This is a genomic window from Anoxybacillus tepidamans PS2, assembly GCF_000620165.1.
GTDB lineage: Bacteria > Bacillota > Bacilli > Bacillales > Anoxybacillaceae > Anoxybacteroides > Anoxybacteroides tepidamans_A.
In genome coordinates, this window is sequence record NZ_JHVN01000018.1 from 19075 (window position 1) to 31839 (window position 12765).

The 12765-nt window shown below is 42.6% G+C and carries 16 protein-coding genes; 11 read left to right on the top strand and 5 right to left on the bottom strand.

Annotated features, from left to right (window positions below; translation table 11 throughout):
• Window positions 1–173 precede the first annotated feature (173 nt).
• From N667_RS0113485 to yunB, 5 genes are read left to right on the top strand one after another with little or no spacing between them, the layout of a single operon-like run.
• Entirely contained in the window at window positions 174–1022 is an 849-nt protein-coding gene (locus N667_RS0113485) for a DUF72 domain-containing protein (protein ID WP_027410062.1), read from the top strand.
• Between the two features lie 13 nt (window positions 1023–1035).
• The gene (locus N667_RS0113490; RefSeq protein WP_027410063.1) at window positions 1036–1854 is read left to right on the top strand and encodes a sulfite exporter TauE/SafE family protein; all 819 of its coding nucleotides are present in this window, start codon (window positions 1036–1038) and stop codon (window positions 1852–1854) included.
• Between the two features lie 14 nt (window positions 1855–1868).
• Window positions 1869–3254: a bifunctional metallophosphatase/5'-nucleotidase gene (locus N667_RS0113495; protein WP_035098972.1), complete on the top strand. Its 1386-nt coding sequence runs from the start codon at window positions 1869–1871 to the stop codon at window positions 3252–3254.
• 53 nt (window positions 3255–3307) lie between these two features.
• Entirely contained in the window at window positions 3308–3610 is a 303-nt protein-coding gene (locus tag N667_RS0113500; RefSeq protein WP_027410065.1) for a YunC family protein, read from the top strand.
• A 58-nt stretch (window positions 3611–3668) separates the two neighbouring features.
• Entirely contained in the window at window positions 3669–4412 is a 744-nt protein-coding gene (gene yunB, locus N667_RS0113505) for a sporulation protein YunB (protein WP_409978193.1), read from the top strand.
• Window positions 4413–4428: 16 nt separating this feature from the next.
• Here yunB and N667_RS0113510 read toward each other — a convergent pair whose 3' ends face one another.
• The gene (locus N667_RS0113510) at window positions 4429–5403 is read right to left on the bottom strand and encodes a M23 family metallopeptidase (RefSeq protein WP_051530058.1); all 975 of its coding nucleotides are present in this window, start codon (window positions 5401–5403) and stop codon (window positions 4429–4431) included.
• A 203-nt stretch (window positions 5404–5606) separates the two neighbouring features.
• Between N667_RS0113510 and lipA the strand changes: the two genes are divergently transcribed.
• Complete coding sequence (gene lipA, locus N667_RS0113515; protein ID WP_027410068.1) at window positions 5607–6503, top strand: lipoyl synthase; 897 nt, start codon at window positions 5607–5609, stop codon at window positions 6501–6503.
• Window positions 6504–6551: 48 nt separating this feature from the next.
• On the opposite strand, the gene N667_RS0113520 is transcribed toward lipA, so the two are convergent.
• Window positions 6552–7238, bottom strand: coding sequence for a YhcN/YlaJ family sporulation lipoprotein (locus tag N667_RS0113520; protein ID WP_409978194.1), 687 nt, complete (start codon window positions 7236–7238; stop codon window positions 6552–6554).
• Window positions 7239–7338: 100 nt separating this feature from the next.
• On the opposite strand from N667_RS0113520, the gene N667_RS0113525 reads away from it, so the two are divergent.
• Complete coding sequence (locus tag N667_RS0113525) at window positions 7339–7614, top strand: YutD-like domain-containing protein (protein WP_027410070.1); 276 nt, start codon at window positions 7339–7341, stop codon at window positions 7612–7614.
• A gap of 40 nt (window positions 7615–7654) precedes the next feature.
• On the opposite strand, the gene N667_RS0113530 is transcribed toward N667_RS0113525, so the two are convergent.
• Window positions 7655–7930 (bottom strand): hypothetical protein, encoded by a 276-nt coding sequence (locus N667_RS0113530; protein ID WP_027410071.1) that lies wholly within the window; start codon window positions 7928–7930, stop codon window positions 7655–7657.
• 52 nt (window positions 7931–7982) lie between these two features.
• Window positions 7983–8252 (bottom strand): DUF3055 domain-containing protein, encoded by a 270-nt coding sequence (locus N667_RS0113535; protein ID WP_027410072.1) that lies wholly within the window; start codon window positions 8250–8252, stop codon window positions 7983–7985.
• A gap of 117 nt (window positions 8253–8369) precedes the next feature.
• On the opposite strand from N667_RS0113535, the gene N667_RS0113540 reads away from it, so the two are divergent.
• On the top strand, window positions 8370–8807 hold the full coding sequence (locus N667_RS0113540; RefSeq protein WP_027410073.1) for a DUF86 domain-containing protein: 438 nt from the start codon (window positions 8370–8372) through the stop codon (window positions 8805–8807).
• 177 nt (window positions 8808–8984) lie between these two features.
• Window positions 8985–9755, top strand: a complete 771-nt coding sequence (locus N667_RS0113545; RefSeq protein ID WP_027410074.1) for a TIGR01457 family HAD-type hydrolase — start codon at window positions 8985–8987, stop codon at window positions 9753–9755.
• Window positions 9756–9808: 53 nt separating this feature from the next.
• On the opposite strand, the gene N667_RS0113550 is transcribed toward N667_RS0113545, so the two are convergent.
• Window positions 9809–10291: a phosphatidylglycerophosphatase A gene (locus N667_RS0113550; RefSeq protein ID WP_027410075.1), complete on the bottom strand. Its 483-nt coding sequence runs from the start codon at window positions 10289–10291 to the stop codon at window positions 9809–9811.
• Window positions 10292–10537: 246 nt separating this feature from the next.
• Here N667_RS0113550 and yutH point away from each other — a divergent pair, with 246 nt between their 5' ends.
• Together yutH and N667_RS0113560 are read left to right on the top strand one after the other, a co-directional pair.
• Window positions 10538–11542 (top strand): spore coat putative kinase YutH, encoded by a 1005-nt coding sequence (gene yutH, locus N667_RS0113555; RefSeq protein ID WP_027410076.1) that lies wholly within the window; start codon window positions 10538–10540, stop codon window positions 11540–11542.
• Window positions 11543–11657: 115 nt separating this feature from the next.
• Window positions 11658–12653 carry a 2-hydroxyacid dehydrogenase gene (locus N667_RS0113560; protein WP_027410077.1) on the top strand — a complete coding sequence of 332 codons (996 nt, stop codon included), beginning with the start codon at window positions 11658–11660 and terminating at the stop codon, window positions 12651–12653.
• Window positions 12654–12765 lie beyond the last annotated feature (112 nt).

Sequence of the window (12765 nt, forward strand, 5' to 3'; positions counted from 1 at the left end):
GCGAGCAATAGTTGCCCATTTTGCTATTTCAGGTGTGAACTTCATCTATTCGAGATGGAAGAATGGGACGGTTAATGATACAATCTACCTAGCTACGTAATGCTGTATTTGGCTAGTTTTACATTATCTTTTATAGTGTTGTGATATTATGAAGACAAGGTGATGTGATCAGAATGATTTATATTGGGCTTACTGGCTGGGGGGATCATGACAGCCTTTATCCAGCGGGCCTTGCTGCCAAAGATAAATTGCAGGAATATGCGGGTCATTTTCCCACTGTCGAAGTGGATTCGTATTTTTACGCGATTCAGCCAAGGCAAAACGTCGAAAAGTGGATCCGTGAAACGCCTGCTTCCTTTCAATTTGTGGTTAAAGCGTATCAAGGGATGACAGGACATGAGCGCGGGGAAATTCCCTACTCTAATAAAGAGGAAATGTTCACTCAGTTTTTATTATCGATTGCCCCATTTTTGGAGGCGAAGAAATTGGCAATGGTGTTGTTTCAATTCCCACCTTGGTTTGACTGTCGGCGCGAGCATGTTGCTTACTTACGCTGGTGCCGGGAGCGGATGGGCGACGTGCCGGTTGCATTGGAATTCCGCCATCAATCATGGTTTTCACCTCGTTTTTATGAGAAAACGTTGCAATTTATGACAGAGGAAGGGTGGATCCATAGCATTTGTGATGAGCCGCAAGCGGGGGAAGGCTCCATTCCGACCGTCTTGCATCCGACGAATCGGGAAAAAACACTCGTTCGCTTTCATGGCCGCAACGTGCATGGGTGGAATAAAGCGACAAGCGGCGAGAATTGGCGAGCTGTTCGCTATTTGTATCGTTATCGTGAAGAGGAATTGAGTGAATGGGTTCAGCATATTCGAAAGCTTGAAGAGAAAACGGACCATATTTACATATTGTTTAACAATAATTCAGGTGGAGATGCCGCAGATAACGCCAAACAATTCATTCGTTTACTTGGAATTGAATATACAGATTTAGCGCCACGGCAATTAGATTTGTTTTAATGGAGATGGGATGATGGAATACGGATTGCTTGTTTTAGTTGGTTTTCTAGCCGGTACGATCGGCAGTTTGATCGGATTGGGCGGAGGAGTGATTATCGTTCCTTCGCTGCTATTTTTAGGAAATTCCCACCTGATACCGGCTGTTTCGCCGCAGATGGCAGTTGGAACATCGCTAGTTGTCATTATTTTTAATGGTCTTTCTTCTACGCTTTCTTATATGAAAGATAAAATGGTTGATTATCGAAGCGGTTTGCTTTTTTTTATTGGAAGCGGACCTGGGGCCATTTTGGGAGCGTGGGTGAACGAGTCGCTTAGTTTTTCGCATTTTTCCCTCTATTTTGGCCTTTTTTTAATCTCAATGTCGTTTTTGCTCATATTTACAAACAATCGATCTCGACAAACGAAACAAAAGCATTTTCCTATCAGCTGTACATATGTAACGAATGAAGGAGAAACGATTACGTATGGCTACCATCCGATAGGAGCGGTTGCGATTTCATTCATCGTTGGTTTCTTTGGCGGGCTGTTTGGCATTGGCGGCGGTTCATTGATGGTTCCTGCAATGATCTTATTATTTTTATTTCCGCCACATGTAGCTGTAGCGACATCGATGTTCATTATATTTTTGTCTTCACTTGTCAGTTCCGTTACTCATGTGGCGATAGGGAACGTTGAATGGCTATTCGCTCTTGCACTGATTCCAGGCGTTTGGTTTGGCGCGAAAGTGGGAGCGTTAACGAACAAAAAGCTGAAAAGCAAAACCGTTGTGTTTGTGTTGCGGTTTGTGCTTATTTTTCTTGGCATCCGCCTCATCATTCAAGGCATTTCGTAAAAGAGGTGTTTTCGTTGAACGATACAGTCTACATCTATCATACGAACGATGTGCATAGCCATTTTGAAAACTGGCCGAAGGTGGCAGGATTTTTACAGAAAAAAAGAAGGGAACATATAAAGAATCAGGAAACCATGCTTTTATTTGATATCGGAGATTTTATGGATCGGTTCCACCCGATTACAGAGGCAACGAGGGGAAAAGCCAATGTACAACTCTTAAATAGCTTAAAGTATGATGCGATTACAATTGGCAATAACGAAGGGATTACACTCTCTTACGAAGAGTTAAATGTGCTATACGAAAACGCACATTTTCCTGTTTTGACTGCCAATTTATTCGAAAAGGGAGGAGAGCGGCCTTCCTGGCTTCAGCCATATACCATTATTTCAACCTCTAACGGGTTTCGCATTGGGGTCATCGGAGTCACAGTTCATTTTATGATATTTTATGAGCTACTTGGCTGGAGAATCGTTCCTCCGTTTGAGATGTTGGGTCAACTAGTACCAGAAGTGCGCAAACAAGCGGATGTAGTTGTATTGTTATCCCATTTAGGAATCAACGATGATGAATTAATTGCGCAACAGGTGCCGGGCATTGATGTCATTCTTGGAGCGCATACACATCACCTGTTGCCGAATGGAAAATGGATAAATAATACGCTGTTATGTGGAGCAGGAAAGTATGGCCAATACGTTGGCAGTGTGAAACTTTGTATCAATGAAGGGAAATTCGCAGCGGAAGCGTCTGTCATTGATGTGTCGTCATGCTCTGAGTGTAAAGATACGAAACAAACGTTAGCAATGCTTGAGGAAGAAAGTGTCCAAAGGCTCGAAAAAGAAGTTGTAGTGGAACTTCAGGAAGATTTGCCGCTACAATGGTTTACCCCTTCTCCATTTGCGCAGTTGCTCGCCTCTGCCTTAAAGGAGTGGTGCGACGGTGATATTGGTATGGTCAATGCAGGAGTACTCTTGGAACCACTTTACAAAGGAATTGTGACAAAAAAAGATTTGCATCGCATTTGTCCACATCCGATTAATCCGTGTAAAGTGTACTTGCGTGGTGATGAGTTGAAAGAAGTGATTTTACAGGCCCATACAGAAAAGATGAAGCATCTCGAGGTCCGAGGATTTGGATTTCGCGGCAAGGTTATGGGGCAAATGGTATATGATGGCGTAGAGCTTGAGATGGAAACAATGAGCGATGGATCAGAACATATTCGTCACATTCTTATTAATGGAAAAGAGCTGGAGCATGATAGAAAGTATGCAGTAGCTACAATTGATATGTTTACGTTTGGGCATTTGTACCCTGAAATTCATCGAGCGCCGCAAAAAATGTATTATATGCCTGAATTTTTGCGTGATCTGCTTGCGTGGAAGTTAGCGAACCTCACATAGGCACACTTTGATCCCTTTTTCATACATTGAATTAGGGAGAGGAGTGTGTCGGCATGATCGATGTAAAACCAATCATCATTGATAATTATTCGTTTATAGCTGTTTCTGTGCAGCTGCCAAAGACAAATTTGTTGGCGGTGGCAAGCGAGAAAGGATATATTATGTGCGGTGCGCTTGATGTGGCGTTGTTGAATGAAAAGCTAAAAGAACGAAAAATTATTGCAGCAAGAGCCGTTGGTGTTCGTACGATTGAGCAGTTGCTGGATGCCCCGCTTGAATCAGTGACAGAAGCGGCAGAAGAACTCGGGATTCAGGTTGGCATGAAAGGAAAAGACGCTTTATTGAAAATGAGATAAAAAATAAACAAGAGTCCCCTCTTTATAGCATACATTAGCTTGTAAAGGGGGGATTTGCTTGCGACGTTTGCCGAAAAGGGGACCGCTTCCTTTTCGTTATTTATTTTTATTAACATTTGTATTTTTTATATTATCAACGGCAGCGAGTCTTTGGATTATCAATAAGGGGATTGAGCCGACATTAATGCAAATCGCTGAAAGGGAAACAAGACGCATTGCCAATCTCGTCATTAATAGTGCAATTAATCAGCAAATTGCCGAAGATGACCTAGATACTAAAAATTTAATTATCACTCAACAAGACGCATCAGGAAAAGTCTCCTCGATTAACTATAACAGTGTAGTGGTCAATCGAATTCTTGCGAAAACGGCGAACCGTGTTCAAAAAAACTTAAAAGCAGCATCGCAAGGGAAGCTTCATGATATCGAGGTGCCTGATGTAGAAATTCAGACGAATGGTGTCAAAAACGAGGGGATTATTTATTATATTCCAGTTGGCCAAGCGACGAACAATGCCCTTCTTGGCAACCTTGGACCGCGCGTTCCAGTTCGTTTCTATATAGTGGGGGATGTTGTTTCAGACGTAAAGACAAAGATTGAGCCATTTGGGATTAATAACGCGCTTGTTAAAATTTTCGTTCACATTCAAGTCAATGTTCAAGTCGTCATTCCGTTTGCGACAAAGCCAACTTCTGTGGCGACGGATATTCCGATTGCGATGCAAGTAATTCCAGGTCAAGTTCCGAATTTTTATAATAACGGAAACGGATCAGACCCATCTTTTGAAATTCCGCTTAACTAAAACTAGAGAGATCAGCTTATTTGTGATCTCTCTGTTTTCTTTGTTTAATTTTTTCCATGCGTTCCCACATTTTTAAATGCGGATAAGGGTCAAAGGACCATTCGGTATAGCCGTTATCTTTGTACATACCGTAATGAAGGTGAGGCGGGAACTTTCCTGCCGTTCCAGGCGGTCCGTATCCAGAACTGCCGACAGAGCCGATCACCATGCCTGGTTCGACGACTTGTCCTTCCTCTATACCTGCAGCAAAGCCGTTCAAATGTGCAAAATAATGATAGGTGTTATTAATATCGCGAATGCCGATGCGCCATCCTCCGTACTTGTTCCATCCTTTCAGTTCGATAATCCCATAACATGTGGCGCGTACAGGAACCCCGTAATCGGCGAAAATATCAGTTCCTTCATGCATCCGTCTTCCTCCCCATCCTCTTGCATCGCCCCATGTATCTTTATAAGTGTAGTTCGCGCGGAGCGGGACTGGAAACGCGTGATTATCGAGTTGAAGAGTGCCGTATTTTTTATAAATCTTCACTTTCCCCAAAATGAGATCAACCGTTTTGCTTCTCTGATAATACTCCCACAGTGCAATTTTTAAATGTTCGTGGTCAGTACCGTATGATTGAAGAAAGCGGGCAATTGAAAAAATAACATCTTCATCGTTTGTTGGGTCGGCTACGCCGTCACCGTTTCCGTCCATACCTAAGCCGCCAAATTGCGAAATGGTGAGCGGATTTGTATCATTTGGATTCTTGTTCAAGGGCCCCGCCCATATTTCGGGTTTTACATAGATGCCGAGAGCCCCTTTAGCTTTTGGTAAATCGCGGCGTACAAGGCGGATATTTCGCTCGTACTGATCGATGGCGGCAAAATAATACCAAGGAATGAGCGAGACGGCCTCTGCCTTTTTATACAACTCCATGCGTTGTTCGTATATATCTTCATCTTTAGAAGCTTCCTTCCCAAAAACGGTGAAGGGAGCGACAGCGACGATTAAACACGTTAAAACGAGAGAGACGAATGTACGCACATCTTCCTACTCCTTTCAGCAAATCTCATGTCATTAGTTTGGAGAGATTGGCGATTTTTCATAAATGTTAAAAATAGGCATTGTAAGCGGTTCGACAATTTTCTTTGAGTTCGTCCGTGCTTTTTTTTATAATAAAAATGTGCAAATAAATTATTGGAGTGTGAAACATGGCTACGAATGAAGAACGTCTTCGAAAACCGGAATGGTTGAAAATAAAATTAAATACAAACGAAAACTATATTGGTTTGAAAAAAATGATGCGGGAAAAGCAGCTGCATACTGTCTGCGAAGAGGCGAAGTGTCCGAACATTCATGAATGTTGGGCGGTAAGAAGAACAGCGACCTTTATGATTCTAGGCGACATTTGTACACGGGCGTGCCGCTTTTGCGCCGTCAAAACAGGACTGCCGACAGAATTGGATTGGCAAGAACCAGAAAGAGTGGCTGACTCAGTTCGCCTCATGAACTTAAAGCACGTCGTTGTGACAGCGGTAGCCCGCGACGATTTGAAAGATGGAGGAGCGGCTGTGTTTGCTGAAACGGTTCGTGCGATCCGCCGCAAAAATCCATTAACTACAATTGAAGTGCTTCCTTCTGATATGGGTGGCGTATACGAAAACTTAAAGACGCTCATGGATGCGCGTCCTGATATTTTAAACCATAATATTGAAACGGTTCGCCGCTTAACTCCGAGAGTTCGCGCGCGCGCGACGTATGAGCGCTCTCTTGAATTTTTGCGCCGTGCGAAAGAGCTGCAGCCTGATATCCCGACAAAATCAAGTATCATGATCGGGCTTGGGGAAACGAAGGAAGAGATTATTGAAGCGATGGACGATTTGCGGGCGAACCATGTCGATATTTTAACGATCGGCCAATATTTGCAACCGACAAAAAAACATTTAAAGGTGCAAAAATATTACCATCCGCACGAATTTATGGAACTGAAAGAAATTGCGCTAAGCAAAGGCTTTAGCCACTGCGAAGCCGGCCCGCTTGTACGTTCTTCCTACCATGCCGATGAGCAAGTGAATGCAGCTGCTAAACAAATGGGCAAAGAAGCGTAAATGTAAAAAAAGGTCCTGCTTTCGAAAGGAACAGGACCTTTTTATGTGTTATTTTGTCTTCATTCGTTTCGGTGTACCGTCGTTAAAATCATGATCGAGATGGTCGTTCATTTCATTAATCATTTCACCATTGGCGTTTTCGCCATCGCTTAATTTACGGCCTTGCGGGTACTTTAGCATCTGTTTGATTGTTGTATTAACAATTTGGTCGATATTGCGGCTGTTAGAATCTAAACGTCCAAAGCGCTCGATTTCTCTCATCATGCGCGGATCGTCAGCGACGTAGACGTGGTAGTATCGCGGTACGACAGAAAGAGCGGTTCTTTTCACCTGATCGGCCGTTTCAAACCGATTTTTTGTATCTGTATCGTATGCGATGAGCACTTCTTCGTCAGTCACCAATGTCGCCACATCGTTAACGTTTGGCAGGCGCACGCATAGTTTGCTGATTAAATCAGCGACGCGTTCGCGGTTTAGTGTTGGCAATGCACCGTAGTTATCGGTATCTCCTGCAACAGGGCTTTTTTGATGACGAACATAACCAAAATTATTCATTGTTGAGTCTCTTCCGTTTGGAACTCCTTCAACATTATATAAATCGTTTCGGTCGGTAACGTTAATCGTATTGCCGCTGCGTTTATACAAACCGTCCCGATTATCTTCTGACATTTGTGCGCATCCGACTAGGGAAACTGTTACGCCGATCGATAAAGCGAGTAACGATTTTTTCAACATAAACACCCCCTCGTTTTCATCATGCCTTCCTTTTTGAGCTTTCATAACAGTAATTGATTGGGAGAGCTTCATCATTTATGATAAAAAGGAGGTGAAGGAAATGATTTGTGTGAACAATACGTATTATGAGCTGATTGAAAATGTAAAGGACGGTTTTAACGAGGAAGCTTTTCGCGCGCGATATGCCGATATTTTAAATAAGTATGACTATATTGTCGGCGATTGGGGATATAATCAGCTGCGATTACGGGGCTTTTTTGATGATCATAATCAAAAAGCGACATATGATACAAAAATTAGCACGTTATCTGAATATTTGTATGAATATTGCAATTTTGGCTGTGCTTATTTTGTCTTAAGAAAAGTAAAAAGATAACAGACGGCTATCTCATCTGACAATGAGATAGCCGTTTTGCTTAGTGGTCATAACGTTGATAAGGAGGTTGTACCTCTTTATTTGGATCATCATGCGGCGGATGCGCTCCGGGATCTTGGCGCGGGATGTTTTGGTGAAATGCTTTATACTCATAGTTAAAATTGCTGTAGTAGCGCTGTCCTTCTTTCCAAGGAGTATTTTTATTTTGCACCGGTTCATCTTTTCGAATTGGAGAGCCGTACGGGCCATCCGGAAATTCTTCCGCTGTTAAAAAATCCCTTTGCTTTTCGACGCTGGAAAAATCAGTGTAAGACATTGTTTAACCTCCTTTGTAGGGGCTATTTATAATATCCCCCTACAAAGTATGGCTATGAAATAAACTCATACAAAAAGGAACGTAAATCATTGGCATCTTCTTCGCTTAAGCGGTAAGCGTGCTCTAAATATCCCGGCTCATCTAAATCGTCTTGGCCGATGATTGCAAAACGATTGCTTTGCATATCGAGAATTAAATACTTTCCGTAAAATCGATCTGTTTGGACGATCGCTAAATCAAAGCGTTGCCGTTCGCCAAGAAAGCTGACAAACCTTGTTTTTGTATTTACTGTATCATCGTATAGGAAGAAACGTTCACCCATGATTGGCACCTCCGAAAAAGTTGCTACGTTTATCTTATCAAACGTTTCTGCAAATGTCTGTCCTCATTTGTTATAATAATACAATAAAAATGTCTTAGTTATAAGGAGGCAAAAACGATGTATTTTGTCGATCGAAATAAAATCGAAGAAACGCTGCGCTATATGGAGCAATTATTGCGCGTATATGAACAGCAGCCATCTTGGGAGGCTGAAGCTGAACGCCTTGCTTTTGAACGAATCGTTCATTTATGTATTGAAGCAGTGCTTGATGTTGGCAATGCGATGATCGATGGTTTTATTATGCGCGATCCGGGAAGCTACGAAGACATTATTGATATTTTAACGGATGAAAAAGTGATTACTGAAACGGATGCCAAAGGTCTTAAGACGATCATTACGTATCGGAAAATGCTCGTCCAGCATTATACGACCATTAAGCATGCTGAACTGTCCGAGGCGTTCAAACAATCGCTCGCGTCTTTGCAAGCCTATCCAAAAGCCATCCGCACTTATTTAGAGAATGAGCTTGGACCCGTTTCGGCGTTTCGAAATTAATTTTTTGGAAAAGAGCGAGGAATATCGGATTATCAGATATAGCATGATCGCGATGCCTAGTCTCCAACTCAGCAACAGGCGCTCCTTAATCAAGCAGGAGCGTTTTTGTTTTTGACATTTCTTGATGTGTAGGATAAAGTGTGTTACGTAGTATGTGAAGATAAGGAAGTGAATGACATGAAGAGATATAAAGGATATTTAATCGATTTGGACGGTACGATGTATCGGGGGACGGAATGCATCGCGGAAGCGCGCGAGTTTGTGAAAGAATTACACCGGCGCGACATCCCGTATTTGTTTGTCACAAATAACTCGTCACGAACGCCGAGGCAAGTAGCAGAAAAGCTGCAATCGTTTGATATTCCTGCAATGGAGCAGCAAGTGTTTACAACAAGCCAAGCGACAGCGAATTACATTTTTGAGAGAAAGCCTAATGCCTCTGTGTATGTGATTGGGGAAGACGGAATTCAAGAAGCCTTAAAAGAAAAAGGATTCACATTTGCGAAAGAAGATGCTGAATTTGTAGTGATGGGAATTGATCGCTCGATTACATATGAAAAATTAGCAATTGCTTGTTTAGCTGTACGCAACGGTGCTACGTTCATCTCAACAAACGGTGACATCGCGATTCCAACGGAGCGGGGGCTTTTACCTGGCAATGGATCATTAACGTCTGTCGTCGCTGTTTCTACGCAAGTGCAGCCGATTTTTATCGGAAAACCGGAGAAAATTATTATGGAGCAAGCGTTGAAAGTGCTTGGCGTGCCGCGGGAGGACACGCTGATGATTGGCGACTATTATGATACAGACATTAAGGCCGGCATGAATGCAGGAATCGACACGCTGCTTGTTCATACAGGCGTTACGACGAAAGAACTGTTGAAACAGTATGAAAAACAGCCGACATACACAGCTGACTCACTAAAAGAGTGGCTGGAAAGAATTTGAATGTAAAACAGGAAGGGTGCTCTATTTTGCATGAGAGCACCCTTATTCACTATTTATTCCGTATGAGCGGCCCGGTGCGCTAGACGACTCGACGCGGCTGCCGCAATCGCTCCGACAATATCATCTAAAAATGTGTGGCATTGGCCTGTGGATTTATCGTTTAAGTACTGTAAAATTCCTGGTTTTTGCTTATCAATATAGCCATAGTTGGTAAATCCGATCGAACCGTATACATTCACAATAGAAAGCGCCAAGATCTCGTCGACCCCATACAAGCCTTCGTCGCGACGAATAATGGCTTGCAGCGGTTCGTCGAGCATTTGTTTTTCCGCTAAAATGTCAAGTTGGATACCTGTAAGGATTGCATTTTGGACTTCGCGTTTTGAAAGAACGCGGTTGACGTTTTCAATGCATTCTTCCATTTGTAAGTTTGGATGGTATTTTGATTGCAAGTAATACACCAACTCGGCAATGTCCTCAATTTTGACGCCGCGCTTTTCTAACCAATCACGAGCAGTTTGTTCAAGATTTTCCATTGGCTTCACCTGTTTCTTTTATAAAATAAAGTGTTTTGTATTGTATATGTTTCATATGACATAAACGTGTCTTTTTATTCATTCAATATGCAAAAACTTAAAAAGGACGAACGCTTTTTCGGCTTGATGGAACTTGTCTGTATTATACTCAAAAAACGAAATATTGTGCAAATATTTTATACATTCAGCGCCGTGAGAATTTTTTATAGGTCGCCTCATATATTATTTTGAAGGAGGTGCAAGGCGATGCATGACCTCATTGAACGAGAGTATGGACTAAAAGTGGAGAGAATGGAACAACTTTCGCGATATTATACATTTATATCGCGAAACGAGCGATATATCATTGTGCCGGCTTGGAATCGAACAGAAGCGGAAATGAATGAATTGCAGCAAATGGGAGCATATTTAGCGGCCAAGGGGGATTTATCCGTCGCATCTTTTGTTCAGACGAAAAAGGGGACATGGATCGCGGTGGATCAAGGGGGACAGCATTTTACCATCCTTCGAATCTACCCTCACTTATATAGAAGAACTATTCCGATTGGAAAAGAACTAGCGAAGCTTCATGAACGCGGGCGGCTATTTCCAGCACGCGTCTTTCATTCGAAACGAATCGGTTTATGGAAAGAATTATGGGGACAGAGAGTGGATCAAATGGATTCGTTTTGGAAAGAGAAGTTAAAGATGAAGCGAGAAACGGAGTTTGAGCAATTATTTGTCGAATCATTTCCGTATTATGCAGGATTAGCGGAAAATGCAATTCAGTACGTTGTTGATACCGAATTAGATGAACAACCTTATGGGGTTGATGCAGCGACGATCTGCCATGAGCGGTTATCGCGTACATTATGGGCAGAAGGAACAGAGATTAAGTTGCCCACTGACTGGGTATATGATCATTGCGCCCGCGATCTAGCTGAATGGGTAAGGAGCATTTACCTTAAGGATGGTTGGCTTGAAGAACCAATCAACCATTTTTTCCGTGAGTATGAGCGCGTGACGCCTCTGTCAGCCTTTGCCTGGCGCCTTGTTTATGCCCGACTGCTGTTTCCGATTCATTATTTTGAGTGTATCGAAGGGTACTATTCAACAAAAATAGAAGAGGAAAAGCGCAGCTATGAACAGAGGTTGAAAGTGATGTTGGAAAACACGCATGATTATGAACGGTTTCTAGCCTCTTTTTATGACCAGTTTGGACTTTCTAGGCGCTTTCGTCTGCCGAGAGTGAAATGGCTGCGTGAAGCGTAAATTAAGCTTAAAAGTTCACGTAAAACATTAAACGATGGTTGTAATATCATCGTTTTTTTGTTTGTGATAAGATGTAATGAGGAAATGTACATGGCTTAGGAAAGGAGACGAAGCAATGACTAAACCATACGTATTTATTACAAGAAAATTACCAGATACTGCAATTGCGTCGCTCACAAAATATGCGGAAGTAAAAATGTGGCCGTATGAAGACGTACCAGTAGAGCGCGAGTTTTTGCTTTCTGAGGCAAAAAAAGCGGACGCGATGATTACGATGCTATCAGATCGCGTTGACCGGGAAGTGATGCAGGCAGGAACATCGTTAAAAGTCGTTGCTAATTTAGCAGTTGGCTTTGATAATATTGATATCGCCTCGGCAACAGAGAATGGAATTGCGGTATGTAACACGCCAGATGTGCTCACTGATACGACGGCCGATTTGACATTTGCCCTTTTGTTGGCAGCAGCACGCCGGGTTGTGGAGGCAGCCGAGTTTGTGAAAGCGGGCGAATGGAAAAGCTGGAGTCCGCTTTTGCTTGCAGGAACGGATGTCCATCATAAAACAATCGGAATTGTGGGAATGGGGAAAATTGGGCAGGCAGTAGCCAAACGTGCAGCCGGTTTTGATATGAATATTTTGTATCACAATCGTTCGAGAAACGAGCAAGCAGAAAAGGAGTTAGGAGCCATTTATTGTACGTTTGCCGAGCTGTTGCAGAAGTCTGATTTTGTCGTATGTTTAACACCTCTGACGAGTGAAACGCGTCATTTGTTTAATCGGTCGGCTTTCCAAATGATGAAGCAGTCTGCGATTTTTGTTAATGCAGCAAGGGGAGCAGTCGTCGATGAGGAAGCGTTATATGAAGCGCTTGTCAACGGCGACATTGCCGGGGCTGGATTAGATGTGTTTACCCGCGAACCGATTGATGCTTCCCATCCGCTATTAAAGCTAAAAAATGTCGTTGCTTTGCCGCATATTGGTAGCGCTAGCGTTGAAACGCGCCTCAAAATGATGGAATTATGTTGTGAAAACGTGATTGCCGTGTTAAATGGAGACACACCAAAGACATTAGTGAATAAAGAATGGATGCTAAAGAAGCGAAATGTGTGAAACGCCCGGAAAACCCCGGGCTTTTTATTTATAAAAAAATTATCTGAATTTACTTGATGTTAAGCGTTTTCAGAATATAAGATAATAAAATAATGATTGTAATGCACTACAA

Excerpts from the sequence above, each read along its gene's own strand:
- N667_RS0113485 (WP_027410062.1), top strand. The coding sequence starts at position 174 with ATGATTTATATTGGGCTTACTGGCTGGGGGGATCATGACAGCCTTTAT.
- N667_RS0113490 (WP_027410063.1), top strand. The coding sequence starts at position 1,036 with ATGGAATACGGATTGCTTGTTTTAGTTGGTTTTCTAGCCGGTACGATC.
- N667_RS0113500 (WP_027410065.1), top strand. The coding sequence starts at position 3,308 with ATGATCGATGTAAAACCAATCATCATTGATAATTATTCGTTTATAGCT.
- lipA (WP_027410068.1), top strand. The coding sequence starts at position 5,607 with ATGGCTACGAATGAAGAACGTCTTCGAAAACCGGAATGGTTGAAAATA.
- N667_RS0113520 (WP_409978194.1), bottom strand. The coding sequence starts at position 7,238 with ATGTTGAAAAAATCGTTACTCGCTTTATCGATCGGCGTAACAGTTTCC.
- N667_RS0113525 (WP_027410070.1), top strand. The coding sequence starts at position 7,339 with ATGATTTGTGTGAACAATACGTATTATGAGCTGATTGAAAATGTAAAG.
- N667_RS0113530 (WP_027410071.1), bottom strand. The coding sequence starts at position 7,930 with ATGTCTTACACTGATTTTTCCAGCGTCGAAAAGCAAAGGGATTTTTTA.
- N667_RS0113535 (WP_027410072.1), bottom strand. The coding sequence starts at position 8,252 with ATGGGTGAACGTTTCTTCCTATACGATGATACAGTAAATACAAAAACA.
- N667_RS0113540 (WP_027410073.1), top strand. The coding sequence starts at position 8,370 with ATGTATTTTGTCGATCGAAATAAAATCGAAGAAACGCTGCGCTATATG.
- N667_RS0113545 (WP_027410074.1), top strand. The coding sequence starts at position 8,985 with ATGAAGAGATATAAAGGATATTTAATCGATTTGGACGGTACGATGTAT.
- N667_RS0113550 (WP_027410075.1), bottom strand. The coding sequence starts at position 10,291 with ATGGAAAATCTTGAACAAACTGCTCGTGATTGGTTAGAAAAGCGCGGC.
- yutH (WP_027410076.1), top strand. The coding sequence starts at position 10,538 with ATGCATGACCTCATTGAACGAGAGTATGGACTAAAAGTGGAGAGAATG.
- N667_RS0113560 (WP_027410077.1), top strand. The coding sequence starts at position 11,658 with ATGACTAAACCATACGTATTTATTACAAGAAAATTACCAGATACTGCA.